The sequence below is a fragment of the Pseudothermotoga elfii DSM 9442 = NBRC 107921 genome, assembly GCF_000504085.1.
Taxonomy (GTDB): domain Bacteria; phylum Thermotogota; class Thermotogae; order Thermotogales; family DSM-5069; genus Pseudothermotoga_B; species Pseudothermotoga_B elfii.
The window spans coordinates 738,063-761,049 of the sequence record NC_022792.1 but is presented as its reverse complement, the minus strand read 5'-3'; the positions used below and the strand labels follow the sequence as shown (position 1 = coordinate 761,049).

The 22,987-nt window shown below is 38.9% G+C and carries 22 protein-coding genes and 2 tRNA genes; 14 read left to right on the top strand and 10 right to left on the bottom strand.

Annotation, left to right across the window (positions count from 1 at the left end; genetic code table 11):
• Position 1: 1 nt before the first annotated feature.
• Both speD and TEL01S_RS03750 read right to left on the bottom strand, forming a co-directional pair.
• The gene (gene speD / locus TEL01S_RS03755) at positions 2–418 is read right to left on the bottom strand and encodes an adenosylmethionine decarboxylase (RefSeq protein WP_012002800.1); all 417 of its coding nucleotides are present in this window, start codon (positions 416–418) and stop codon (positions 2–4) included.
• Positions 419–431: 13 nt separating this feature from the next.
• Positions 432–965 (bottom strand): cupin domain-containing protein, encoded by a 534-nt coding sequence (locus tag TEL01S_RS03750; RefSeq protein WP_012002799.1) that lies wholly within the window; start codon positions 963–965, stop codon positions 432–434.
• Between the two features lie 267 nt (positions 966–1,232).
• On the opposite strand from TEL01S_RS03750, the gene TEL01S_RS03745 reads away from it, so the two are divergent.
• The 6 genes from TEL01S_RS03745 to TEL01S_RS03720 are packed head-to-tail and all read left to right on the top strand — an operon-like array spanning position 1,233 to position 5,523.
• Positions 1,233–1,793 carry a deoxycytidylate deaminase gene (locus tag TEL01S_RS03745; RefSeq protein ID WP_012002798.1) on the top strand — a complete coding sequence of 187 codons (561 nt, stop codon included), beginning with the start codon at positions 1,233–1,235 and terminating at the stop codon, positions 1,791–1,793.
• Complete coding sequence (locus TEL01S_RS03740) at positions 1,783–2,598, top strand: 2-oxoacid:ferredoxin oxidoreductase subunit beta (RefSeq protein ID WP_028843322.1); 816 nt, start codon at positions 1,783–1,785, stop codon at positions 2,596–2,598. The genes TEL01S_RS03745 and TEL01S_RS03740 overlap by 11 nt, the downstream gene beginning before the upstream one ends.
• 11 nt (positions 2,599–2,609) lie before the next feature.
• Positions 2,610–3,212, top strand: a complete 603-nt coding sequence (locus tag TEL01S_RS03735) for a 2-oxoacid:acceptor oxidoreductase family protein (protein WP_012002796.1) — start codon at positions 2,610–2,612, stop codon at positions 3,210–3,212.
• A 1-nt stretch (position 3,213) separates the two neighbouring features.
• A complete protein-coding gene (locus TEL01S_RS03730) occupies positions 3,214–3,657 on the top strand; it encodes a diacylglycerol kinase family protein (protein ID WP_228369034.1) in 444 nt (147 codons plus the stop codon).
• Between the two features lie 28 nt (positions 3,658–3,685).
• The gene (locus TEL01S_RS03725; protein ID WP_049753394.1) at positions 3,686–4,675 is read left to right on the top strand and encodes a protein-glutamate methylesterase/protein-glutamine glutaminase; all 990 of its coding nucleotides are present in this window, start codon (positions 3,686–3,688) and stop codon (positions 4,673–4,675) included.
• Between the two features lie 23 nt (positions 4,676–4,698).
• A complete protein-coding gene (locus tag TEL01S_RS03720; RefSeq protein WP_012002793.1) occupies positions 4,699–5,523 on the top strand; it encodes a peptidoglycan DD-metalloendopeptidase family protein in 825 nt (274 codons plus the stop codon).
• Here TEL01S_RS03720 and TEL01S_RS03715 read toward each other — a convergent pair whose 3' ends face one another.
• Genes TEL01S_RS03715 through TEL01S_RS03700 form a run of 4 tightly spaced genes read right to left on the bottom strand, consistent with a single transcriptional unit; the run spans position 5,524 to position 13,426 of the window.
• Positions 5,524–6,276: an alpha/beta hydrolase gene (locus TEL01S_RS03715; RefSeq protein WP_028843323.1), complete on the bottom strand. Its 753-nt coding sequence runs from the start codon at positions 6,274–6,276 to the stop codon at positions 5,524–5,526. It abuts the gene before it with no gap.
• The gene (gene rnr, locus TEL01S_RS03710) at positions 6,257–8,407 is read right to left on the bottom strand and encodes a ribonuclease R (protein ID WP_028843324.1); all 2,151 of its coding nucleotides are present in this window, start codon (positions 8,405–8,407) and stop codon (positions 6,257–6,259) included. Before rnr ends, TEL01S_RS03715 begins: the two co-directional genes overlap by 20 nt.
• On the bottom strand, positions 8,388–12,461 hold the full coding sequence (locus TEL01S_RS03705) for a diguanylate cyclase (protein WP_028843325.1): 4,074 nt from the start codon (positions 12,459–12,461) through the stop codon (positions 8,388–8,390). The genes rnr and TEL01S_RS03705 overlap by 20 nt, the downstream gene beginning before the upstream one ends.
• Positions 12,458–13,426, bottom strand: a complete 969-nt coding sequence (locus tag TEL01S_RS03700) for a DHH family phosphoesterase (protein WP_028843326.1) — start codon at positions 13,424–13,426, stop codon at positions 12,458–12,460. Before TEL01S_RS03700 ends, TEL01S_RS03705 begins: the two co-directional genes overlap by 4 nt.
• 158 nt (positions 13,427–13,584) lie before the next feature.
• Here TEL01S_RS03700 and TEL01S_RS03695 point away from each other — a divergent pair.
• The 6 genes from TEL01S_RS03695 (at position 13,585) to TEL01S_RS03670 (ending at position 18,313) form a co-directional block, all read left to right on the top strand.
• A tRNA-Pro gene (locus tag TEL01S_RS03695) sits at positions 13,585–13,662 on the top strand.
• Positions 13,663–13,734: 72 nt separating this feature from the next.
• Positions 13,735–13,810: transfer RNA gene (locus TEL01S_RS03690), tRNA-Glu, on the top strand.
• Positions 13,811–14,005: 195 nt separating this feature from the next.
• A complete protein-coding gene (locus tag TEL01S_RS03685; RefSeq protein WP_028843327.1) occupies positions 14,006–15,289 on the top strand; it encodes a metal-dependent hydrolase family protein in 1,284 nt (427 codons plus the stop codon).
• A gap of 120 nt (positions 15,290–15,409) precedes the next feature.
• Complete coding sequence (locus tag TEL01S_RS03680; RefSeq protein WP_012002787.1) at positions 15,410–15,922, top strand: DUF6512 family protein; 513 nt, start codon at positions 15,410–15,412, stop codon at positions 15,920–15,922.
• A gap of 26 nt (positions 15,923–15,948) precedes the next feature.
• Positions 15,949–16,908 (top strand): alpha/beta hydrolase, encoded by a 960-nt coding sequence (locus TEL01S_RS03675; protein WP_228369045.1) that lies wholly within the window; start codon positions 15,949–15,951, stop codon positions 16,906–16,908.
• 70 nt (positions 16,909–16,978) lie between these two features.
• A complete protein-coding gene (locus tag TEL01S_RS03670; protein WP_028843328.1) occupies positions 16,979–18,313 on the top strand; it encodes an NCS2 family permease in 1,335 nt (444 codons plus the stop codon).
• 19 nt (positions 18,314–18,332) lie between these two features.
• On the opposite strand, the gene TEL01S_RS03665 is transcribed toward TEL01S_RS03670, so the two are convergent.
• Genes TEL01S_RS03665 through TEL01S_RS03650 form a run of 4 tightly spaced genes read right to left on the bottom strand, consistent with a single transcriptional unit; the run spans position 18,333 to position 21,013 of the window.
• Positions 18,333–19,145, bottom strand: coding sequence for an ABC transporter ATP-binding protein (locus TEL01S_RS03665; protein WP_028843329.1), 813 nt, complete (start codon positions 19,143–19,145; stop codon positions 18,333–18,335).
• The gene (locus TEL01S_RS03660; protein ID WP_028843330.1) at positions 19,142–19,714 is read right to left on the bottom strand and encodes a hypothetical protein; all 573 of its coding nucleotides are present in this window, start codon (positions 19,712–19,714) and stop codon (positions 19,142–19,144) included. Before TEL01S_RS03660 ends, TEL01S_RS03665 begins: the two co-directional genes overlap by 4 nt.
• Positions 19,701–20,072, bottom strand: coding sequence for a GntR family transcriptional regulator (locus tag TEL01S_RS03655; protein WP_228369033.1), 372 nt, complete (start codon positions 20,070–20,072; stop codon positions 19,701–19,703). The genes TEL01S_RS03660 and TEL01S_RS03655 overlap by 14 nt, the downstream gene beginning before the upstream one ends.
• The gene (locus tag TEL01S_RS03650; protein WP_012002781.1) at positions 20,069–21,013 is read right to left on the bottom strand and encodes a hypothetical protein; all 945 of its coding nucleotides are present in this window, start codon (positions 21,011–21,013) and stop codon (positions 20,069–20,071) included. Before TEL01S_RS03650 ends, TEL01S_RS03655 begins: the two co-directional genes overlap by 4 nt.
• Before the next feature lie 448 nt (positions 21,014–21,461).
• On the opposite strand from TEL01S_RS03650, the gene dapA reads away from it, so the two are divergent.
• Together dapA and TEL01S_RS03640 are read left to right on the top strand one after the other, a co-directional pair.
• On the top strand, positions 21,462–22,340 hold the full coding sequence (dapA, locus tag TEL01S_RS03645; RefSeq protein ID WP_012002780.1) for a 4-hydroxy-tetrahydrodipicolinate synthase: 879 nt from the start codon (positions 21,462–21,464) through the stop codon (positions 22,338–22,340).
• On the top strand, positions 22,340–22,987 hold the full coding sequence (locus TEL01S_RS03640; RefSeq protein WP_012002779.1) for a 4-hydroxy-tetrahydrodipicolinate reductase: 648 nt from the start codon (positions 22,340–22,342) through the stop codon (positions 22,985–22,987). The genes dapA and TEL01S_RS03640 overlap by 1 nt, the downstream gene beginning before the upstream one ends.

Below are 22,987 nucleotides of genomic sequence, written 5' to 3'. Positions count from 1 at the left end.
TTCAGGCACTGCAAACACCTCCTTTAATTGCTTTGTGGGGGGAATCTATAGGTATACCTATGGCGTTATAATCACCGCGAGTGTGCTCAACAACCTGAGTTCTTCTTGCCCCAAAAGCCTCTTTCAGATAATCAAAAGCTCTCCAGGGGTTAGTATCTTCTCCACATGTGAACAAATCAATGGCGGCATAACCATACTCGGGCCAGGTATGAATAGTGAGATGCGATTCCGATATGACAACAACTCCACTCACCCCGTAGGGGAGGAACCTATGAAAAGAACTACCTATAATTGTGGCTCCTGCTACTATAGCCGCATCCCTCATTTTTTGTTCCACAAACTGAACATCATCCAGTGTTCTTTGATCACAATCATAGAATTCCGCAATCAGGTGTCTTCCCAGGCTTTTTTTCACCATTAATCCCTCCCCATCAGTCAATTTCTATCCACAAGACTACGGCATCTTTCTTTTTGCTCGGATTTTTCAAAAAATGTTTTTTATCTGCTCGATAGTAAAAACAGTCTCCCTGAGCCAGCCTGTATCTAACACCATCGAGCCACAAATCAACTCTACCTTGCAATACATAGCCAAATTCATCTCCTTCATGATAACCCTCTTCCTCTGTTTGAGCTCCTGGAGCTAATGTAACAAGAGTGGGATCCACTTTCTTAGTTTCCACATCGCTCATAAGCAAATACGATGTAATACCTTCCGGTTCATCATAAACAGGAATTCTATCCTCTTTTTTGAAAACGATCTTTGCTTCTTCCTCTTCAGAGAAAAATGCTTTCAAATCAGTCCCGAGAGCACGCAATATTTTTTCAAGCGTGTCTACAGCAAGAGATGTTTTATTGCTCTCAAGTTGAGAGATAAAACTTCTGGAAAGATCCGTTCGCATAGCCAATTCTTCCTGAGTCAAGCCGCGGGACAATCTCAAACGCTTTATCTTTCCTCCAATATTCATCAAAACACCTCTTTTTCTTTGTAAAAGCCATTTCTCGAAATATTGTCCAGTATATTGATCACGATTCGTAAATTTACGTAGTCATTATAAGCACATATCCATCCCAAAGGTTATAAGAAATCGTTAAGACTTTTTTACAAAAATCCCGAAAAGCCGTACTACCAGCAGAACAAAGCCGTGTATTCATTTATAGACAAATGTTGTCAATTATCCTCAACAAATTAATCCTGTCGAGGTAAAAAACATCCGTTTTGTTTTTTTGCAGAGATGTTGTATATTATTACTGCCATGAAAATCAACGAAGATGAGCTGGCCATGTATCTTAGTAAAATTAAATCAAAAAAGACGAAGGATTCCAGAATCCCATGGGATGAGTATTTTATGAGAATATGCTATATAGTAAAAGAAAGATCAACGTGTACACACCGTAAAGTTGGCGCAGTCATAGTCAGGGAAAATCGAATACTTGCAACTGGTTACAACCAGCCCCCTTCTGCATTTCCCCATTGTGATTCAACCGGGTGCATCAGAGACCATTTAAGGATACCATCTGGACAGAATCAGGAAATTTGTTATGCGCTGCACGCAGAGCAAAATGCCCTGATGCAGGCAGCAAAATTTGGAATCTCTACAAATGGGGCCACTATGTATGTTACGACGAAACCATGTTCAGTATGTGCAAGATTACTGGTCAACGCTGGCATAACCCGTGTTGTATACGTACAGGAATACCCGGATCAGCTGACAGATTACTTCTTTGCAATGTGCGGTGTTTCGGCTGAAAAAATTCATATAAATGGAGATGGAGGTGAATTTTTTGAAAGTTGAGAGGCTTATCCCTTACCTTCGGGAAGGACGATGGCCAACCATATGGTGTCCCGGATGTGGAAACGGTATAATCCTGAAAGCTTTTCTGGAAGCTGTCGATGAACTCAAAATAAGAAGAGACAGGATGGCGGTTGTTTCAGGAATAGGATGCTCTTCAAGGGCAACAGGTTATATAGATTTCAACACTCTGCACACCCTCCACGGAAGGGCTATTGCCTTCGCAACAGGTGTAAAGCTTGCCAAACCAGATTTCAAAGTCGCAGTACTCGGCGGAGATGGGGATATTTTAGCAATAGGAGGAAACCATTTTTTACACGCTTGCAGGAGAAATATAGATCTGACCATTGTCGTATTTAACAACATGATCTATGGAATGACAGGAGGTCAGAACTCACCAACTACTCCATTAGAAAAAGTGGCTTCAACAGCTCCATTTGGAAATATTGAAAAACCACTTGATGTTGTGAAAGTTGCTACTGCAGCTGGAGCCACTTATGTGGCCAGAGCAACAGTTTATCACTATCCATTGCTGGTTAGATACATAATGAAAGCTCTAAAACACAGAGGAACATCTGTTGTTGAAGCCGTCACAAATTGCCACACTTATTATGGAAGATACAACAAAATCCCCAATGCTGCTAAAATGCTCGAGTATTTTAAAAACAACAGTGTAATGCTGGATAAATCAAAAAACATGTCACCAGAGGAACTTGAAAACAAAATAGTGATAGGTGAATTTCATGAAGAAGATAAGCCAACATTTCACGATTTGTACAAAAAAATTGCTGCAAAATTCATTAGTTAGGAGGTGAAACATTGCAACTCAATGACCCGCTTGCTATAAGAGTTGCAGGATCTGGAGGACAGGGAAACATATTAACAGGAAAGGTTCTGGCACAGGCAGCCATGCTGGAAAAGAAGTATGTTGTTCAAACGCAATCGTATGGTGCTCAGGTCCGTGGAGGCATCAGCCACTGTGATGTAATTATATGCGACGAATGGATAGATTTTCCCGAAGCTTCTCAATTTGACATCATGTATATAATGCATATCGATGCATTGAGGGCTTATCAAAAATTAATCAGGGCAAATGGTATAATCCTTATCGACTCAACATTTGTTGATTCTGTTCCATTTACAGTCCAGAGACTTACCAAGAAAATACTGATGATTCCACTGGAAAAATTGGCTGTAGAGAAGTTCAATGCAACGGTTGTCAGTAATATGATTGGCCTTGGTGCTCTGATAAAAGCCACTAAAATAGTGGGGTTGGAATCATTGATAAAAGCTATCCAGGATATGATTTCAGAGAGATATGTATCAATGAACATAGAGGCGATCAAATATGGATATGAGATCATCAGTAAAGAATTCAAAATCAGAAGTGAACGCAAAATCAGGACAATCGGATTTGAATAATTTGATAAAATCATTTATAAATGCAACAGAAGGATTGGTAGAAGCTTTCAAGCAAGAAAGAAATTTGAGATTACACTTTTTGATCGGTACTATAGTTCTTATTATCTCGTATTTTTTAGACCTATCAAACGAAGAAATTTTATGGCTTATTTTTGCTGTTTTCTCGGTTATTGGAATGGAACTGCTCAACACACTTGTTGAAGTTCTCATGGATCTTTACAGTGAAAATCATGATGTGCGTATCAAATTTGTTAAAGATGTCTCAGCTGGAATGGTTCTCTGGTATTCTTTGTTTGCCGTTACTGTTGGACTGATTATTCTGGGAAGGGCTATTTTCAACTGGAGAAACGACATTGGCAGGCTTTTTGCAGTACTTTTCGTTGTTGGACTACCATTAATTTCCATTTTGGGAGGGTTGAGAAAGCGTGCCAAGCGGAAAAATTAAAGTTGTGGTGGTTGATGACTCAGCTTTCATGAGAATGGTTTTAAAGGATATAATCGATTCTCAACATGATATGCAAGTTGTGGGTGTGGCAAAAGATGGCATTGAAGCACTTGAAATAATCAGAGAAAAACGACCTGATGTTGTAACCTTGGATGTCGAGATGCCAAAAATGAATGGCATAGAAACTCTCAAAAATATAATGGGGAAATTCCCAACACGTGTTATTATGGTCAGCAGCTTAACTGAAGAAGGAGCAGATATAACAATCACAGCGCTTTCAATTGGCGCTGTTGATTTTCTAACCAAGCCATCAGGCTCAACTTCTCTAAGTTTTCGCGAGGTTTCAGGTACTCTCATACAGAAAATTCGATCAGCAATGTCAGTTGATCCTGAAAAATTGACTGTAAAACCTTATGTTTCGAGAATAAAGACATCCAGCAAAATCTCTCTCTATGAAAGAGCCGTTGTTATAGGCGCATCCACCGGTGGCCCAAGATCACTGGACTACATAATCCCGGCATTGCCAGAAAACTTCCCAGCTCCGATATTTCTCGTGCAACATATGCCACCAATGTTTACAAAATCTCTTGCTATGCGACTGAACTCGCTTTCTAAATTATCTGTTAAAGAAGCAGAGGAATCTGAGGTGGTGAAAAAAGGAGTCGTCTATGTTGCTCCTGGAGATTTTCATATGGGTGTGAAAGCCGATGGAAATTCAGTAAAAATATTTCTGGACAAATCAGAGAAGATAAACAATGTAAGACCTGCTGTCGATTTCACTCTAAGTAAAGTCGCAGAAATATACCAATCAAACACAGTGGCTGTTATACTTACTGGGATGGGAAAAGATGGCACAAAGGGCGCATTTAAAGTAAAATACTACTCAGGAACTGTTATAGTTGAAGACGAATCTACGTGCGTTGTCTATGGCATGCCGAGGTCTGTTGTAGATGAGGGGTATGCTGATTTCGTTTTACCTGTTCATGAGATAGCAAACAAGTTGGTAGAGATTATTTGAATCTGCCGGAGGGGAGATGAGTTGTGAAAAAACATTTTGTTCTGATCTTACTTTTAGTTGCAGTCCTGATCTGTGGAGGGTATTTAAAAGTTAGTTATGTAATCCAGCCGGGAGACACGCTTTATGAAATATCAAAAAAATTTAAGATTTCCATTTCAACGATACTTGATTGGAATACTTTACTCGATCCTTTGAAACTTCGAGTTGGCCAGCAAATAACACTTCCACAACCTGAGGGTTTTCTTTATACTGTAAAACAGGGAGACAATCTTTATACAATTGCTCGGATGTTCTTCACCACAGTCAATGATATTAGGATCGCTAATGATCTTTCATCCGATTTTATCAAACCGGGTCAGGAGTTGTTTGTTCCACGAAGTTGTATTGGAAAGGCTTTCAACACAGAGAAAGGTTATATATGGCCTGTTTATGGAATACTTTCCTCACCCTATGGATGGCGCGTGCATCCAATTACAAAGCAAATGTCATTTCACACAGGTATAGATATTGCTGCTCCAGAAGGAACTCCCGTTTTTTCTTCTACAAACGGAGTTGTTTCCTTTGCCGGTGAACGATCGGGATATGGCCTTATGGTAGAGATAAAAACTGGAAAAGATGTTGTGAGGTATGGCCACCTTTCGAAAATATGCGTTTATAAGGGCCAATCAATAGAAAGAGGTTCCATTATTGGAAGAGTAGGTAGTACCGGAGTAAGCACAGGACCTCATCTGCATTTTGAAGTCCTTGCTAATAACAACACGATAAATCCACTTGCTATTTTGCCATCCACAAGTAAAGTTTATGTCTTGAAAGAAGGTGTAGAGGAAATTGGAGCTGGTGGAGAATAATCAATGCCTTCTCAGCCAATCAACAAAATCAGACAAAAACAGGCTCATATTTGCAGGATCTTCAAACAATTCGTGGTATCCCCCATGGTAGGTTTTCAGTGTTTTGTCTTCGCTGCTCACTCTGTTAAAAAATAGATAAGCGCCCTCTGGAAGGGTGATTTTATCTTTTTCCCCCACTCCTATGAAGCATGGAATTTTTATCTTAAAAGCCTCTCTCAAAGCGCGTTTGCTGTTAACAAGCATATCAAATGCTAACTTTGCCGATATCTTCTCATGCACCAAAGGATCATTGATATATCTTTTGACTGCTTCAATGTTTGGAGAAAGATCATATGGGTCTATGCCATTGTTGAAAGTTGTTTTTGGAGAAATTACAGAAACAAGTGTAGCTAATAATCTCAGGAAAAAGTTATCATTAGAAATTTTCAAAGCCGGAGAGGTAACTATCAATCCACGCACATTATTTCTCAATTCGGCATACCTGATCGCAATCAAACCACCCAGGCTGTGACCCATTAGAAATGAATCGGGCTCAGAGTGAAATATTCCATCGAGGATCTCAAAAATCTCTCTGAAAGTTGCATGGCCTTTTTTGCCTGAATTTTCCCCATGTCCAGGCAGATCGAACATAATCAACCCGTAATCCTCAGATCTCAGCAGATCAATCAGCCATGTATATCTTCCACAGTGCTCTCCTAAGCCATGAACTAAAACTACATATCCTTTTTTCCCGTCAATTTTTTTCAACCGCATTTTCTTTTTCCTCCACTAATTCAAAATCTATCTCACCGGAAATCTTATTGGCATTTACAACTTTTGCTTTTATCAAATCTCCTATTTTGAAAACTTTCCCACTTCTCTCGCCTATCAAAATGTTCTTCTTTTCGTCATAAATGAAATAGTCATTTAGTGTGGAGATATGGATCAAACCCGAAATGAGTTTTTCCGGGATTTCTACAAAGAGACCGAATCTGGTTACATTCGTTATGACAGCATTGAAAACCTTCCCCATATAGCGGCTTATATACTCGACCTTTTTCATGGCAAGTAGATCCCATTCCGCTTCATCAGCTAACCTTTCGCGTTTACTGCAATGTTCAGCAATTCTGGGAAGATGCTGTGAGTAGAATTCTATCTGCTTTGGCGTGAACCTTCCGCCCTGACTTAGATAAAGTTTCAAAAGCCTATGAACAACCAAATCTGGATAACGCCTTATCGGAGAAGTAAAATGCGTATAAGCAAAGGATGCAAGACCAAAATGCCCCACATTAAGAGCTGAATAAATGGCACGTTTCATGGAGCGAACCAGCAGTTTTTCCACGCTCGATCTTAGCGGATGATCTTTCACTGCTTCGAGTAACTGTTGCAACACACCAGGATGGATCTGCTTTGGAAACTTTACTTTCAATCCCAGAGCTTCGACATATTCCTTAAGCTGAATTAAAAACTCGGGATCTGGCTCCTCATGTACCCTGTAAACAAATGGCAAGCCCGCGTTGTGGAAAACTTCAGCTACTGTTTCATTTGCCTTTATCATGAATTCCTCAATAAGTACCTCAGCGGGACCTCTCCTACGTGGTAGGATATCGACTGTCCTGCCCTTTTCGTCAATTATAATATCCACTTCTCCGCCCTCTATATCGAGGATGGCTCCCCTGCGCCGCCTGTATTCTCTGAGAATCTCAGACAATTCAAGCATTCGATTCAATGAACTGCATATCCTTTTTCCGAGCTTTTTTTTGGCCGATTCATCACCACTGAAATACTGATTGACAAGAGTGTATGTCAAACGTTTCTTACTTCTAATAACACTTGGTGATATTTCATAATCAACAGTATTTCCTTCTCGATCAATAACCATCTGCACTGTGAATGTCAATCTGTCTTTACCTTCAACTAAACTGCAAAGATTATTCGACAGCTTGAATGGCAACATCGGAACAACCTTATCAAGCAAATAAACGCTTGTTCCCCTGTGAAAAGCTTCTCTGTCAATGGCTGAACCTTCCTGTACATAATGAGAAACGTCAGCTATATGGACTGATAGCAGGAATTTATCTTTCGAAATTTTTTTTATAGAAACGGCATCGTCAAAATCTTTCGCATTTTCTCCATCTATTGTGAAAACCAACGTGCTTCTGAAATCCTTTCGATCTTTCATTTCATCTTCATTGACAGTTTCTGGCAACCGTCTGATTTCCTTCATTACATCTTCTGGAAAATTTTCATCGAGTCCATATTTTGCCATAATACTTGGAATATCTGTTTTTGGATCTTTGATATCTCCCAGGACACTAACTATTTCAGCTTCAGGATTTCTTCCTCTACTCGGCCATCTGGTTATCTTAGCTATGACTTTTTGGCCGGGTTTAGCACCATCAATTTTTTCTATTGGTACGTAGAAATCGTATATAATTTTTGAATCGTCAGGGATAACAAAGCCGAAAGATCTTTTTAACTGGAAGACACCCACTATCTTATCTCTCGTTCTTTCAACAATCTTAACTATTCTGCCAAGTGGCAAATGCCTCCATTTTCCAGTGATTTCTACCAACACTTTATCACCATGAATAGCGCCTGCCGAATTCTCAACAAAAATAGCTACTTCTTTCCCATTTTCAGAACTTACAAAAGCCATGTTCCCTCTTCGAGTAAACTCTATCGTACCGAGGACAAAATCTTCACCTATCTTTGTATATCTTCCCCTGTTATCGCGGAAAATCTCACCTTCGTCTAAAAGCAATTTGATTACTTTACGTAGTTCCTTTTTTTTAACGCGATCTTTTATTTGCAATGTTTTGCATATTTCTTTCAGTGTTAACTTTTTTCCGTCAGATAGAGTCGATATGATCTTTTCTTTAAAATCATTGGAAAACTGTGACACAGGATTTACCCCTTTCTTTCGACATATAAGTAGCTTTGTCAGCAAAATTGATGAGTTCTTCGGGCTGATTAACATTATCTTCTGGATATCCAGACACACCAAAACTCATAGTCAACCTGAAATCAAAGGGATTGGTTTCAATAATCTGATATAAAACCTTTTCTGCAACTTTTGCAGCGCTTAATTTCGGAGTGTTTGGCAATATCATTATAAATTCCTCTCCTCCATATCTTCCAACAATATCAGTTATTCTCGTACTGCTTCTGAGAACTGAAGAAATGAATTTCAAAACTTCATCTCCAATTCTATGTCCATATGTATCATTTATCTTTTTGAAATCGTCTATGTCACACATTATTATCGACAAATGCCCTCCATATCTTTTCACCCGCTCAAATTCCTCATACAGCCTGGTAACAAAATACCAGCGTGTGTACAGACCAGTAAGAGGATCGGTAATACTTCTCTGATAAGTTATTACATTTTTCAGAGTATAAACAACAACATCTTGAAAACTCATGACAGTTTTCAACAGCTCATATCCGTTTGATTCATCAACATAAAGTGACTCATTGGCAACCTTCAAAGCCATAGTATAACCATCAGCTATTTCCGTATTTACGCATATTTCAAAAGGTTCGTATGACACTTTTGGTTCACGAGTAATATTCAGTAAATTGAACATGACCTGCTCAACGACTTTGCCACGCGGATCGAACAAAGCTATGCCTGCAGATGAAATGGGTAAAAGGTTCATGATTCTTGAAACCATAAATTCCATAGTGGTGCGTATCTCATCTTGTGAGTTAGTTACTTTGAGTGTGTCCAGTGCATATTGAGCAAGGTTTGACAATCGCATGATTTGCTCAATTTGAGAATAAACCAAATCCAAAAGTTTTCTGGCGGAATCTCCAAGAGATGACCTCAAATCCTGTAAAATTTGGAAAAGATCTCTTGGCTTCCGTGGAAGCTTTACATTTTCTTCAAGCCATCGGGCAGCATTTTCAAATGTTCGCGTTCTGTATATGGATGTAGCCCTTTCAGCATAATTGATTGCAAGCGGGATCTCTCCCACAGTCTGATAAGCAATTGCTATTGCTTCATAGATTTGAGCAAGCGATAGAAATGCACCACTTTTGATAGCGCCCATCTCAAGTTGCTTTGCAAACTTTAAAAAACCCTCTCTATCAAGTTTTACCAGTTTTTCAGCAAACACCTGACAGGCTTCTTCTCGCCAGTATGGATCATCTTTACCCAAAAATCTCTGCCATGCTCTCAAAAAAGATTCATCGTCTTCCGCAAGAAATAAATCCCTGAAATATTTGAAGCTTTGATTATTCAAAGCTGGATTGTCGATATTTTCCCTTATTATCCTGATGGATTCTTCTACATTTCCTGACAAAGCATAAGCAGCCACAATGCCACGTAGAGCTCTTTCTTCAATGCCAAGATATTTTTCAATAGCTTTTTCGCGTGTTAAATCTTCCAGCGCTTTATCCAGTTCACGGTTGTAAATATGATAATTTGCCTCAACAAAATAGCTGTACGCTTCAGACTGAAGATTTCCTGTCATAGAAGCAATTTGCCTCAATCGTGATATGTCATTGAACATTCTTCCCGCTTCGCCTCGATATAAACTTGTCCAGATCAAGTTACTGAGTCCTAACAGAGCAAGACCGTCTGAGCTGATTTTATGGGCTATCTCCACAACTTCGTCAAAATACCTGACTGCCTCTGAATTGGCTGCGAGTCTGACTCCAAATTCATTGAGTATAAGCGCAAGTATATCAAGAAAGCCTTCTGTTTGTGCAATTTGTCGTGCTTGATTCAGAAGTTCGAAAGACCTGAAATTAGAAATCCTATCACAGCGCGAAATTAACAACAATGCCTCTGCAACCAATTTTTTGTGTGCGCGAAAATCCTGCATATGCATGATTGAAAGCTTTATCTCTTTCAAAAACTCATCTGAGACCTTTTCCCCTGATATCAAAATACGTTTTAGCTTACATACCATCGTAAAAAGTTTTGCATATTCAGTATGCATTCTGGATGGATCAGTACACTGTTGTTCGATATCTTTTGCCAAATTTACCTTTGAAGAACCAACAAGGGCGCGATACCTCAAAAAATTGTATTCATCTTTTCCTTCAAGAGTCAGTGCAAATCGTTCCAGGGCGTTGGCATCTTGTTTGATCATAAGTGCCCTTAATTTCAAAGTGTTCAATGCATAACTCTCTCTTCCCTGAAGAAGTTTTTCAGCTTCTTCCAAAAGCTCGAAAGCAGCCGAAATGTCATTGTATGTGTCAAGCTCTTTTCTGGCTGCAAGCAGGTAAACAACCACAGCAGATGTATTCTTACCAAGCATTTTCAAGTGCCACGCCTTTTTGCTTGGTTCTGAAAGTAACTGTGAGAATTTTTCATGGTATTCTCCTCTGAGATCTTCTGGAATCTGAGAATAAAAAGAATACCATATATCGTGTAGAATGAACCTGTATTTTCCACTCTCCCAATAGATAAATCCATCGTTTATTAATGAAGATAAATCCTGCTGGATAGTCTCTAATTTTATTGAAACGACTTTTGAGAGAATCTCAATTTCACCAGGCTTAAACTTTTCTCCACAGATCGCCAAAAACCTGGCAGTTCCATCAATATAATTTTCAGTTGAAAATTCTATGATTTCCCTAAAATCCAGCGTTTTTAAAACACTCTCAGCTACCTGCAATTTACCATCAACATTCTTTAAAGCACCAGCTCTGTGGAGGATTCTCATCAGGGAAACTATTCTTCCTGGCAAGCCTCGGGATATGGTATAGATCCACTGACAGAATTGTTGATCGATCTCCAAGCCAATTAGCATGGATTTTATAAGACCTTCAGTTCGATGCAGGTCAAACGGTTTTATATCCACAACCAGATCATAACCAACTGACGGATCGGTTTCAGAAGAAGCAATTAATACGAAATGAGTAACCTTGAATTTATAACCTCTCAACTGTTCGACAATTGCTCTGAGCGAAATATCTACTTCATGTACATCATCGATTGCTATACATACAGTACTCAGATTATTCATAATTTTACCGAGAGTCAGGAGGACCTCTGAGGCCATAAATTCATGTGAAAAAATTAGAGATTGAACTTTTTTCCTGTCTTGCTCATCCAAACGCGCAAGTATTTTATCATCAACTAACTGAATCACACCGGAAATCAAACTCTGAAGGTCCGTCGCCCATATCACGGGAACATTTTTATACCTTAATTTTTCTGTTATCGAATCCAGTAAAGTTGTCTTTCCAGATCTCTGAGGACCTCTCAGAAAAATTGTATACAACCCGTTCTTTGATCTAAGATTTTCAATTGTCTGGAGCAGTGTGTTTTCTTCTTGTCTGCGAAGTGTCACAAATTTCAAGCCAAGCATTTTGTCACCAAGAAACGTGTCACTCAGCAAAGGTGCCGCAAGTGGAAAATGTGTTTTTCTCTTCAAAGGGTCTTCATACAAAAAATCTGCCACAAAATCTTCTATCTCTTTCTCATTGCAAATTGAGGTTATCAACTTACCAAAAACATAAACAGTTGAAGCCGTAGAAAATTTACCTCTCTCAGCAAATTCAGGTGCCACAAAAGTATATTCTGCCTTCGGTAAGATATCCTGGTTCACCCAGCATGGCGGTAACATAAAATAATTCTGAGATTTTAGAAAATCCTGAATTGATAGAACTGGTATCTTCACATTGTAATGTAGAAGTTCTCGAAGAAGATTTATCAAAAAAAGAGCAAAACTCCGTCTCTCAGATTCGCTGCTTAAATCGATTGCCTTCCCTTCTACATAAGGAAAGTATATTCTTGGAATCTCTCTCAAATCATAGCTTTCAGGTACCAGAACATTTGGATGCTTAACACGCGAAAATGATGTCAAAATATCCAGCAGTTCATGATGTTTGTTGCCTATTGCCTCTAATTTGATTACCCTGACGCGCTTGTAGGTATCGTTATCAAGAATCAAATGCTCGTCACCAGAATAATTTTCTCTGAGAAACCTGATCAGTCTCACCTATTTCCCCCCTGCAAAAAGTCTCTTACTAACCCGACGACTTCATCTAAAACTTCATGTAACTTTGCATCTCTGAAAGAGCATCCCGCAGCCCTTGCATGACCTCCACCGCCGAGACTAGAAGCTATTTTGCTCACATCAACCCAATTTTTTGATCTCATACTAACATGAACCTGACCCTCAGGATACTCTATGAACAAAATAGCCACTTCTACGTTTTTTATTGATCTGAGTTCAGAAACAAAACCGGTACTGTCATCATCAGAGCAGTTATTTGCCCGATAGTCATCATAACTTAACCACGAATAAACCAGCTGACCATCCACAATCATATGGTCGACCATTCTGCAATAAAGTTTCATTTGTTCAGGACTCTTGTTTTCAAGTATCGTTGATGAAACAAAATGTGGTTTGGCACCAAATTCAACAAGTTCAGCAGCAATTTTGAAAACGTGTGAATCTGTATTGGAATATTTGAAAAAGCCGGTATCAGTTGCAATCCCCAAATAATTTACCGTAGCAAGATCTGCATCGTATGGAACACCAAGCGTTTTGTTGAGTATATAAACCATTTGCGCCGTCGAGGCAGAAGATGAATCTACCCAGTTCAATCCACCAAAAAGCGTATTTGTTGCATGGTGATCTATCACGATAGTTTTGCGATCGTTCAAGAGATTTTGAAATCTCCCAACTCTATCTGGGGTGGAACAATCAACAACTATTATCAAATCTGGATCAAGGTCTTTCGCCTGCTCATAAGTTTTCAATTTTTCTACCCCGTAAAAATTTCTGTAGTACCATGGTACAGGATAATCAATAGACCCAACAACAGTTTTTCCTAACCTCTCCAGGCCAACTGCAAGTGATGTAACGCTACTTATGTCATCTCCATCAGGCATTATATGACCTGTCACCAGTATAAATTTTGACTCGTTGATTTGAGAAATGATAGAAGAAAATTTCACTCCCGTCTCCTCCAGTATCAATTTTAATACTTTCGAGTTTTATTTAATTAATTATACATCGTCACTGAAGATTTCTGAAATAACTGTTCGTTCGAGTATAAATTGCCCATTAATGAGTCACTTGCTAAAGAAAGCGGTTTGTGGTATTATAAACAACGCGGGGCGTGGCGCAGTTTGGCTAGCGCGCTTGCATGGGGCGCAAGAGGTCGCTGGTTCAAGTCCAGTCGCCCCGACCAGGCGGCATCTGCCGCCTTTTTTGAAAACCTCTTGACCAAACTTGACCGATAGTGTAATATAACTTGTGTTGTGCCCCCATCGTCTAGCGGCCTAGGACACTGGCCTTTCAAGCCAGAAGCAGGGGTTCGAATCCCCTTGGGGGCGCCAAAAGTTTATACCGCTCTTTGAGATGGTGGAAGTTTGTTCCACCGTTTTTTGTTTTTTCATCTGTTGTACAGGTTTATTCTCGAAAAGCCCCGCACAATTTGTTACTGTTTCAGGCAAAAGTTGACAAATTTTCTTTGAAGTAATATCATATGAAAAATATTGTTCGTTTACGAAACAAATGGGGGTGATTAAATAGTGAGAAAGTATGCTTTAATTAACGCTCGCGTGTTCGATTCAAATTTATCACAATTCGTGGAAAGCGCTGTTTTCATTGAAGGAGCACGAATTCTCGCGGTGGAGAAAATCAAGAGATCGCAGATACCATCGGGGTTTACGCAAATTGATCTTCAGGGGCGTTACCTTATGCCAGGTCTCATCGATGCTCATCTTCATTTAGCAGGTATGAGAAGCGGCGACATGGTTAAAGAGCATCTTCTAACACCGTATGAAACACTTGTTGCACGAACAGTGACTGATTTGAAATCTCTCATCGAAGCTGGTTTTACAACCGTTGTCGACGCAGGAGGATCCATAGCTATAAACTTGAAAAAAGCAATTCAGGAAGGAACAATTGCTGGCCCACGCATTGTTGCTGCAGGTCATTCTCTTTCCCAAACTTTTGGCCACGGTGATGAGCATTTTTTGCCGATCGACTATGTAGATCCAAGAACTTCGAAGTTCAAAGGAGGCTTTGGCTCATTAATATGTGATGGTGTTGCTGAATGTATTAAAGCAGCACGTTATGCGCTCAGATGTGGTGCTGATTTCATAAAAATTATGGCTACAGGAGGTGTTCTGTCTGAGAGAGACAGACCAGAATACACACAGTTTACAGTAGAGGAGATCAAAGCAATTGTTGAAGAAGCTAACCATGCGCGAAAATTTGTTCACGCCCATGCGCAGGGAAAAGACGGTATAATGAATGCCCTGCTTGGAGGAGTAAAAGTCATAGCACATGCAATATATATTGATGATGAAAGCTGTAAGCTGGCTAAAGAGAAAAATGCTATCATTGTACCTACGCTGTCTATTGTGGAACATCTGATAATTCATGGAAAGCAGATAGGCGCTCCAGAGTGGGGATTGAGAAAGAGTGAAGAAGTTTACAAGATACACGTTGAAAATATCAAAAAAGCGTACGAACATGGTGTGAAGATCGCTGCTGGAACGGATTTTATCGGTGGAACAAAAGCATTCAAGCACGGGGAAAATGCTCTGGAAATTCTTTTACTCGTTGACAAAATTGGTATGAAACCTGAACAGGCACTGCTGTCTGCAACAAAAGTGGCTGCCGAAGCCGCTGGATTGAGCCAACTTGTCGGGTCGATAGATAAGGGAAAGCTGGCAGATCTGCTAATTGTCGAGGACAATACTTTAAGCAATGTAAAAATACTTATGGATCATTCAAAAATCTCGGCCGTTTTTAAAGAAGGCATATTGTTCAAAGACAAAATAGGTTTGGAAAAGTATTTTAATTAGCACGCAGCAAAAACTGCTTTTTAGTCAATTACAAATTTTGTAATCTAAATGATTTTCCCTCATCATGGAGAAAAATATCCGCAGTAAATATGTTAGAAATATTACTGAGGAGGGATAATCATGGGATTTACCTGGAAGATACTTTTTTACGTTGGGGTCTTTTCGCTTCTGCACTTTGGTTATGAACTTACAGGATGGGCTGCACTGATACCATTTTTTGGTGTGGATGAATCGGTCTTTGAACATCTGAAAATGGGGTTTTTTTCTTATTTTTTAACCAGTACATTCGAATATTTTTTGATCAAAAAGAAAAACAAAGGGGGGAATTTCTGGTTTTCTCGAATACTCTCTAACATTTCAATACCATGGTTGATACTCACAATATGGTATATTTTACCTGCTATCTTCGGGAAAATTGAATCCGTTGCCATTGAATTAATATGGGCATTCTTTGTTGTCTTTCTTTCAGCGTTTTTTGGTATAACCTTTGAAAAAACCGTCGAGCAAGCTAAACCAAGAATGACTGCACAGATCACTGTTTTGATCGTTTTTCTGGTGTGTGTTTTCTTTTTCGTCAGATTTTCTTTTTCCAAACCCTGGATTGATGTATTTATAGATCCACACACAATATGAAAATGAAATCTCTAAAACCATCAATTGTGAGATTTTTGAAAATTATTCTTTTATTTGCCATATTTTTCACCACGTTTTTTAATTTTGCACTTGGTCTTTTGTTGTTTTTGATAGCTAATTTTAATGTTATAAAGAAATCTATTTTTGGGAGATTGCCAGTAAAGATCGACAAACATTGCTCAAAGGGACCTTTCAGTTATGTTTATAAAGATTCACTGAAACTCGATCTTTATTACCCAGATCGGCAAGTACCTTGTCCTGTTGTCATCTTCGCCCATGGTGGCGGCTGGATTACCGGCTTCAAGAGGCAACCCAATAATTTATCCTGGTACAAATTTCTTAATCACCATGGATTTGCGGTTGCAAGCATTGATTATAGAAGAAGATTGTCTGCAAAAATTGATGAAATCATTGATAACTATACAGAAGCTGTCGAGTTTATTCATGAAAATGCTGAAAATCTCTATCTGGACCCTGAGAATATTTTTCTGATGGGTCTATCTGCAGGGGGTCATCTGTCTCTTTATTATGCCTGCTACGAATCATATAAAAAAGGCAAAATTTCATGGCTAAGAGGAATTGTAGCCTTTTATCCGCCAACTGATCTGCTCGATTTATGGGATTACGAATCTACATCAATTTTCGCAAGGTTTTCAACTATCATGACAATCAAAACATTACCCTCGAAGCACATTGATCTATACCGTCTTTACTCTCCAACAAATTGGATTAACGAAAAACAACCCCCTGTTTTCTTGGCGCATGGCTTGAGGGATACTGTTGTGCCTGTTAAATCTTCAATAAAATTCCACATGGAAAGCAAAAAGAAAGCTGAGTCTACTTTGAGAATTCACCCATTTGGGGATCATGGATTTGAATTTACTTTCAAAGATAATTTTACACTGAAAATACTTGATGATCTGATAACTTTTCTCAATAAAAATTGTTTACTTAAAACAAGGTTTTCAGAAAATCGTTTCATTTAGAAACCGTCTTATTAAAAGTTTATGTGTAGAATTTGTTGTGTTTTTTATTTTTCTCGTGGGAGGGAGAAAAGTGGAGAAACTCTTTCGTTTGAAGGAGAATGGTACTTCTGTGCGAAAAGAAGTCGTAGCAGGTATAACAACATTTCTGACTATGGCTTACATTGTTTTCGTCAATCCATCAATACTCATCAATGTCATCCCCGGTGCAAATCCTGGAACTGACCTTTACTCTCAGTTTTTCGGTGCCTTCATGGTTGCAACCATACTTGGCTCTGTCACAGCTACTCTTGTTATGGGACTGATTGCAAATTACCCGTTTGCACTTGCACCTGGTATGGGACTCAACGCATATTTCACATATACAGTGTGCTTAAAGATGGGGGTTGACTGGAAGGTTGCTTTAGCTGCTGTTTTTGTCGAAGGGTTAATTTTTATCCTATTAACCGTCAGCGGGGCAAGATCTTTTGTGGTAAAGGCTATTCCAGCCTCAGTTAAACTTGCAACAGGAGCTGGTATAGGACTTTTCATCGCTTTCATTGGTTTGAAAAGTGCGGGAATTGTAACAAGTGACCCAGCGACTTTTGTAGCCCTCGGAAATCTGGCAGATCCAAATGTCGTTGTTGCGATTATAGGTTTCTTCATAATAGCTGTACTTTTTTCGCTCTCAGTACCAGGTGCAATACTCATTGGAATACTTGCAAGCACTTTTATAGGAGCTTTACCTGTTTTCAAAATCACCAGCTTTCAAGGAATAATAGGAAAGGTACCAGATATATCCGCAACGTTCATGAAGATGAACCTCAATTTTCAGTCACTTGCAACTGGAACTTTCTGGATGATTGTCTTTACTTTTTTCTTTGTTGACTTTTTCGATACTCTTGGGACTCTCACTGGACTCGCTGAATCAGCCGGTTTCATGAAAAATGGCGACCTTCCAAGGGCATCAAGAGCTTATCTCGCTGACGCAATTGGTACATCTGTAGGAGCAATGTTCGGAACATCAACAGTAACAACGTATATCGAAAGCAGTGCTGGAATAGCAGAAGGTGGCAGAACAGGATTAACATCGGTGGTAGTAGCCATCCTCATGCTTTGTATGTTATTCTTTTCACCGCTTGCCATGACAATTCCATCAGCTGCGACAGCTCCTGCATTGATCTTTGTGGGTGTTCTGATGATCAAAACTCTGAAAAAAATCAACTGGGATGATATTACAGAGGCTGTCCCGGCATTCATTACTCTCATAATGATGCCTATGACTTATTCTATTGCCAATGGAATCGCTCTCGGGATTGTTACTTATCCAGTAGTGAAATTATTCAGTGGTAAAGGAAGAGACGTACACTGGTTTACGTGGCTTCTGGCAATATTATTCGTGCTCTATCTGATTCTCTTGAGAGAGTAAGCGGGCAATTGCCCGCTTCTCAACTGAACAAATTTGTTGATTCAGTTCTGCCAGTTAAATATCCAATCACTATATCGTTGAGCTTAGGAAATCTGCCGACATCTTTGCTGGTTTTGATAAGTAAACTTGATCCAACAACACCTATTATTTTTCCATCACCAACCGATTCACCCTTCTCAACCACCCTGTGGATTTCTTTGGCCGTATCGATTGAATCGGTATAAACAATTCTTCCTTCTTTCATTATTCCAAAGTGGGTAGCGTATTCCTCTATTTCATAAATCTCATGAGAAGATATTAAAATGGTCTTTCCAAGATCAGCATATTTTTTCAATATACTCATTATTTCGAGCCTGATCGTTGGGTCAAGGTGTTCTGTTGGTTCATCGAGAATCAATATATCTGCCTGGCTTGAAACGCAAAGCCCAACGAAAAACAGTGTTTTCATACCTATGGAATAAGATTCAACTTTTTGTAGAAGATTCAAATTGTACTTCGATATGAAATTTGAAAAGATTCTGTCATTCCATGATGGATACAAACAGGACCATATCTGGGCATAATCCCTGGCGGTGAAATTTCGAAATACGGCTCTGTCCTCATTAACAACTGCTATTTTTTTCTTCATTTCCCAGCGAAATGGTTCGCCAAACAGCTCTATAATTCCTTCATCGGGTTCTATAGCCCTCAAAATACATCTGATCGTGGTTGTTTTACCAGCACCATTTGGGCCAATCAGTGCAAATATACTTCCAGTATCTATAGAAAACGAAACATCACTCAAGACCTGATTGCCGGAGAATTGTTTTCTTAAATTGCTTATTTTAATCATCTTTCACCACCTCTTTTTGTGAAAATAATATAGGCGGAAAACAGCAGAAAAATGGAAAAAGCGAAAGCCATAAATACATTCCCTTGATGTGTAGGACTTATAAATTTATACGGGTTAAGCCGTGGGCCAAATTCAGTAGTCCCTATACCTGCTAAAATCAAATCCGCCAAAAGAAACAAAAATGCAGCACCATAATTATCAAATCCAGAACAAGTTGCCATCAAAACCACACTGTAGAAAGCTGTCATAAACGTAACTGATCTGAGAAATTCAATCCAAGTGGTTATGGTGAGAGTGCTAAAAGGTAATCCGATTAAAAAAGTTACTGTGACGATCAAAAATAAGAAACTGTACTCAAACCAGAAAATTTGTGGTCTGCTGAAAGGCAAACTCATAAGTGGATCGAGCCTTTTCTGTCTTAAATCAGATGTGAGTCCAAAAAGTATTATAAAAAAGATGCCAAAAGCCCTGGCCACAAAATTTGGATACAACATTACCACAAGAAAAAAGAGCATGGCACCTATTTTTTCAACAAGTTGTTTTTTTACATAAGCTTCAAAAATCCTCACTTTTCCACACCTCCTCTATAATCAGCAAAGATGTATAAATATCTATGCCGCTATTTTTCAATATACTGACGGCTTTTTTGACTTCGTGTAAGATTTCAGAGCTAATAGATACATCTTTCGATACAAAATAACCAACACCATGCTCGGAAACGAGAAATCCTTCCATCTTAAGCTTATCAAGTGCTTTCAAAACGGTGTTCACATTCACATCAAAGACTTGCTCAAGCTCTCTTACAGGAGGTATCTGATCACCCGCCTTCAAATTTCCGAGGAATATTTCAGCCTTTATCTGATTAACAATCTGCAAATATACTGGTATACCACTATGTTTGTCGATTTTTCTAAGCACAGTTATCACTCTCTCGCCACTTTAACACCGGAACTATCTATGAAGACATCTGCATTTGATTTGTTCACCAGTTTCAGTTTTCCTCCTGTACCATCTATCTGAACATAGAGATCTGTATCGCCTGAATAATTAATTGTCCCGTTGATCCCTGTTGTATCAATAGATAGATGATTGCAGTTTGATAAATCCATGTGCAGTGAAATCCCAGTACAGTCGATGAGGATATCTTGAAATTCGTACGAACCAGATAAACTCACCCCTGTGCCGTTTAAAATTAAATCTTTTCCGGAGAAATTCCCATTCAAATTGATACCTGTCCCGTCAGCAAACATTTCTTGAGCTTCAATTGTTCCTGAAATATTAATACTCGTTGAATTCAATCTGAGATTTCTCAAATTTGCACTTCCAGTGAGTGAAACGGTTGTTGCACGTATCTGCAAATCTTTCAGATCCGCTTTTCCAATCTCCAGAATATATTTCTTTAAATGGCTTCCACCTTCGATGATCAATCCAGATGGTGCACTCCTAACCGATAATTCACCGGGAACCATTATTCTGTCAGAATCAGTGAATTGAACTTCAACATTTGTCAAATTGATCTGTATTACAGATTCACTTTGAACAAGCGTGTCTGGAAAAACAGTTGTGATTTTATTTGATGGAACCTGATTCAGAAAACCCTTAATGAAAGGTTCAAAATTGAACCATGAAAAGCTATGTGTCGAACCATAATATCCGATTGAGGCAGGTATGAAAAAAAGCAAAAGAGATAAGACTATGAAACCAGCCATCTTTCCCGTAAAGGTTTTCAGAGTAAACGCCAAAAATATAATGCTTGTGAAAACCAATATGATCTTTAAAGGAGCAAAAGGTACGAACCAGCCAATCAGCCCCATGACTGAAAGCACAACTAAAACCTGAAAGCTTTTCAAAGAAAAAAGTTCCCGCATTGTACCACCTCCATAGATATATATTGTTCTATATTATTAGAACACTAAAATAAAAAAATACGTTATGGAAAAATGACATAAAAGTTACTATATGATTACTCAGAATACTGTTGATCAACGAAACCTTTTTTACCAGCTTAAACCGAATTCTGTTTTGCAGAGAAAATCTCAGATTTCTTCAAGTATCACTATATTGAAGTAAACTTTCAGTAATGAAATGTTAATAAATAATCCCAAACTTGCTTGATATAATCACTTAAAACTCTTGGGGGATATAATAATGATGAATTCTCTGAATTCTGTGAATGCCAGCATAATAAAGAAGACCAAGCACAACTGCCCGCTTTTTGCGGTGTGGTTGTGTTTGCTTTTTTAGAGCACGACCACTGTGTGAGAAGCGGGCTACCAGAAGTAGCCCGCTTTTTTATTGAAAAAGGAGGGGGAAGAAATGTTTAAAGGTGTTGGTACAGCGATCGTCACGCCGTTCAAAAACGGAAGAATCGATTATAGTGCGTACAGAAATTTAGTGAAATGGCAGCTTGCGGAGAAAATTCAAGCAATAGTTGTCGCAGGAACTACAGGAGAAGGGGCAACTTTAACAGATAAGGAAAGGGAGAAACTCACAAGCATAACTAAGGAGATGTGTTCTGACAGGGCTAAGGTAATTGTCGGAACAGGTACAAACGATACAGAAAAAACATTGCATCTGTCCCATCTGGCAAGCAAAAACGGTGCTGATGCAGTTTTGGTTGTCAGTCCTTATTATAACAAACCAACCCAGAAGGGTTTAATTGAGCATTATAAGTACCTATCTGAAAGATTGAATATACCATTGATAATTTATAATGTCCCATCGAGAACCGGAGTAAATATAAACCCTGAAACAGTAGCATATCTGGCTGATCGTTGTAAAAACATAATAGGCATAAAAGAAGCTAATACAGACGTTTCTCAAGCAGACGAAATAATAAGGCTCATTAGCAGAAAAGATTTTTATGTATGGTCAGGAAATGATGATAGAACTATTCATTTAATGTCAGTTGGAGCAGCTGGTGTTATATCGGTTTTCTCGAACATATCACCGGAAAACATGGTTCGATTGACTGGAGCAATGCTGGACAAAAATTACGAATTAGCAAGAAAAACACACTTTGAAAACCTTGAATTAATGAAATCTTTATTTATAGAAACCAACCCCGTACCTATTAAAGCTGCTCTATGGTTGATGGGAAAAATAAAAAATGAATTGAGGTTACCTATGACCGGTGCGTCGAGATCCACAATAGAAACATTAAGAGATCTACTGGCAAAGAAAGGATGGTGCTGATGAAATATGGACTCGTTGGATTTTCAGGAAAAATGGGAAAGGAAATTATCGAGGTTTTTAGCGAGTACTGCCACCAATTAGTGGCAAAATTTGACAGAACACATAGAGAAGTACAAGAAAAACCAGATATCATATTAGACTTCTCTTCACCAGAAGCTTTGAAAGAAACCGTGGAGTTATCGAAAAAATTTCTATGCCCTGCAGTTATTGGAACAACCAATTTGAAAGAACAAGACATATCGATGCTCAATGAATTGTCTGCTCTGGTTCCGGTTGTATATTCAAGTAATTTTTCTGTGGGAATAAACGTGATAAAGAATATCCTGGAAAGTTTCAAACTGGAGTTTTCTGAATGGGATATCGAAATCATTGAGTTTCATCATAGGAAAAAGAAAGACGCTCCTTCCGGCACAGCTCTATTTTTGAGTGAAAGCCTCGGAAATGTCCCCATTCACTCAATCCGCGCCGGAGGAATATTCGGCGATCACAAAATTTTATTTGCAAATGAAGGCGAGGTAATCGAATTATCTCACAGGGCAATGTCAAGAAAAATCTTTGCACTCGGTGCGTTGAAAGCAGCTGAATTTGCTATCAGTACTAAAGCTTCGTTCTACACATTTCGTGATGTTTTATCCAAAAAGAGGTGA

Bases quoted from the DNA above. Each gene is read 5' to 3' on its own strand.
- speD (WP_012002800.1), bottom strand. From the start codon at position 418: ATGGTGAAAAAAAGCCTGGGAAGACACCTGATTGCGGAATTCTATGAT.
- TEL01S_RS03750 (WP_012002799.1), bottom strand. From the start codon at position 965: ATGAATATTGGAGGAAAGATAAAGCGTTTGAGATTGTCCCGCGGCTTG.
- TEL01S_RS03745 (WP_012002798.1), top strand. From the start codon at position 1,233: ATGTTGTATATTATTACTGCCATGAAAATCAACGAAGATGAGCTGGCC.
- TEL01S_RS03725 (WP_049753394.1), top strand. From the start codon at position 3,686: ATGAGAATGGTTTTAAAGGATATAATCGATTCTCAACATGATATGCAA.
- TEL01S_RS03715 (WP_028843323.1), bottom strand. From the start codon at position 6,276: ATGCGGTTGAAAAAAATTGACGGGAAAAAAGGATATGTAGTTTTAGTT.
- TEL01S_RS03680 (WP_012002787.1), top strand. From the start codon at position 15,410: ATGGGATTTACCTGGAAGATACTTTTTTACGTTGGGGTCTTTTCGCTT.
- TEL01S_RS03665 (WP_028843329.1), bottom strand. From the start codon at position 19,145: ATGATTAAAATAAGCAATTTAAGAAAACAATTCTCCGGCAATCAGGTC.
- TEL01S_RS03650 (WP_012002781.1), bottom strand. From the start codon at position 21,013: ATGCGGGAACTTTTTTCTTTGAAAAGCTTTCAGGTTTTAGTTGTGCTT.
- dapA (WP_012002780.1), top strand. From the start codon at position 21,462: ATGTTTAAAGGTGTTGGTACAGCGATCGTCACGCCGTTCAAAAACGGA.
- TEL01S_RS03640 (WP_012002779.1), top strand. From the start codon at position 22,340: ATGAAATATGGACTCGTTGGATTTTCAGGAAAAATGGGAAAGGAAATT.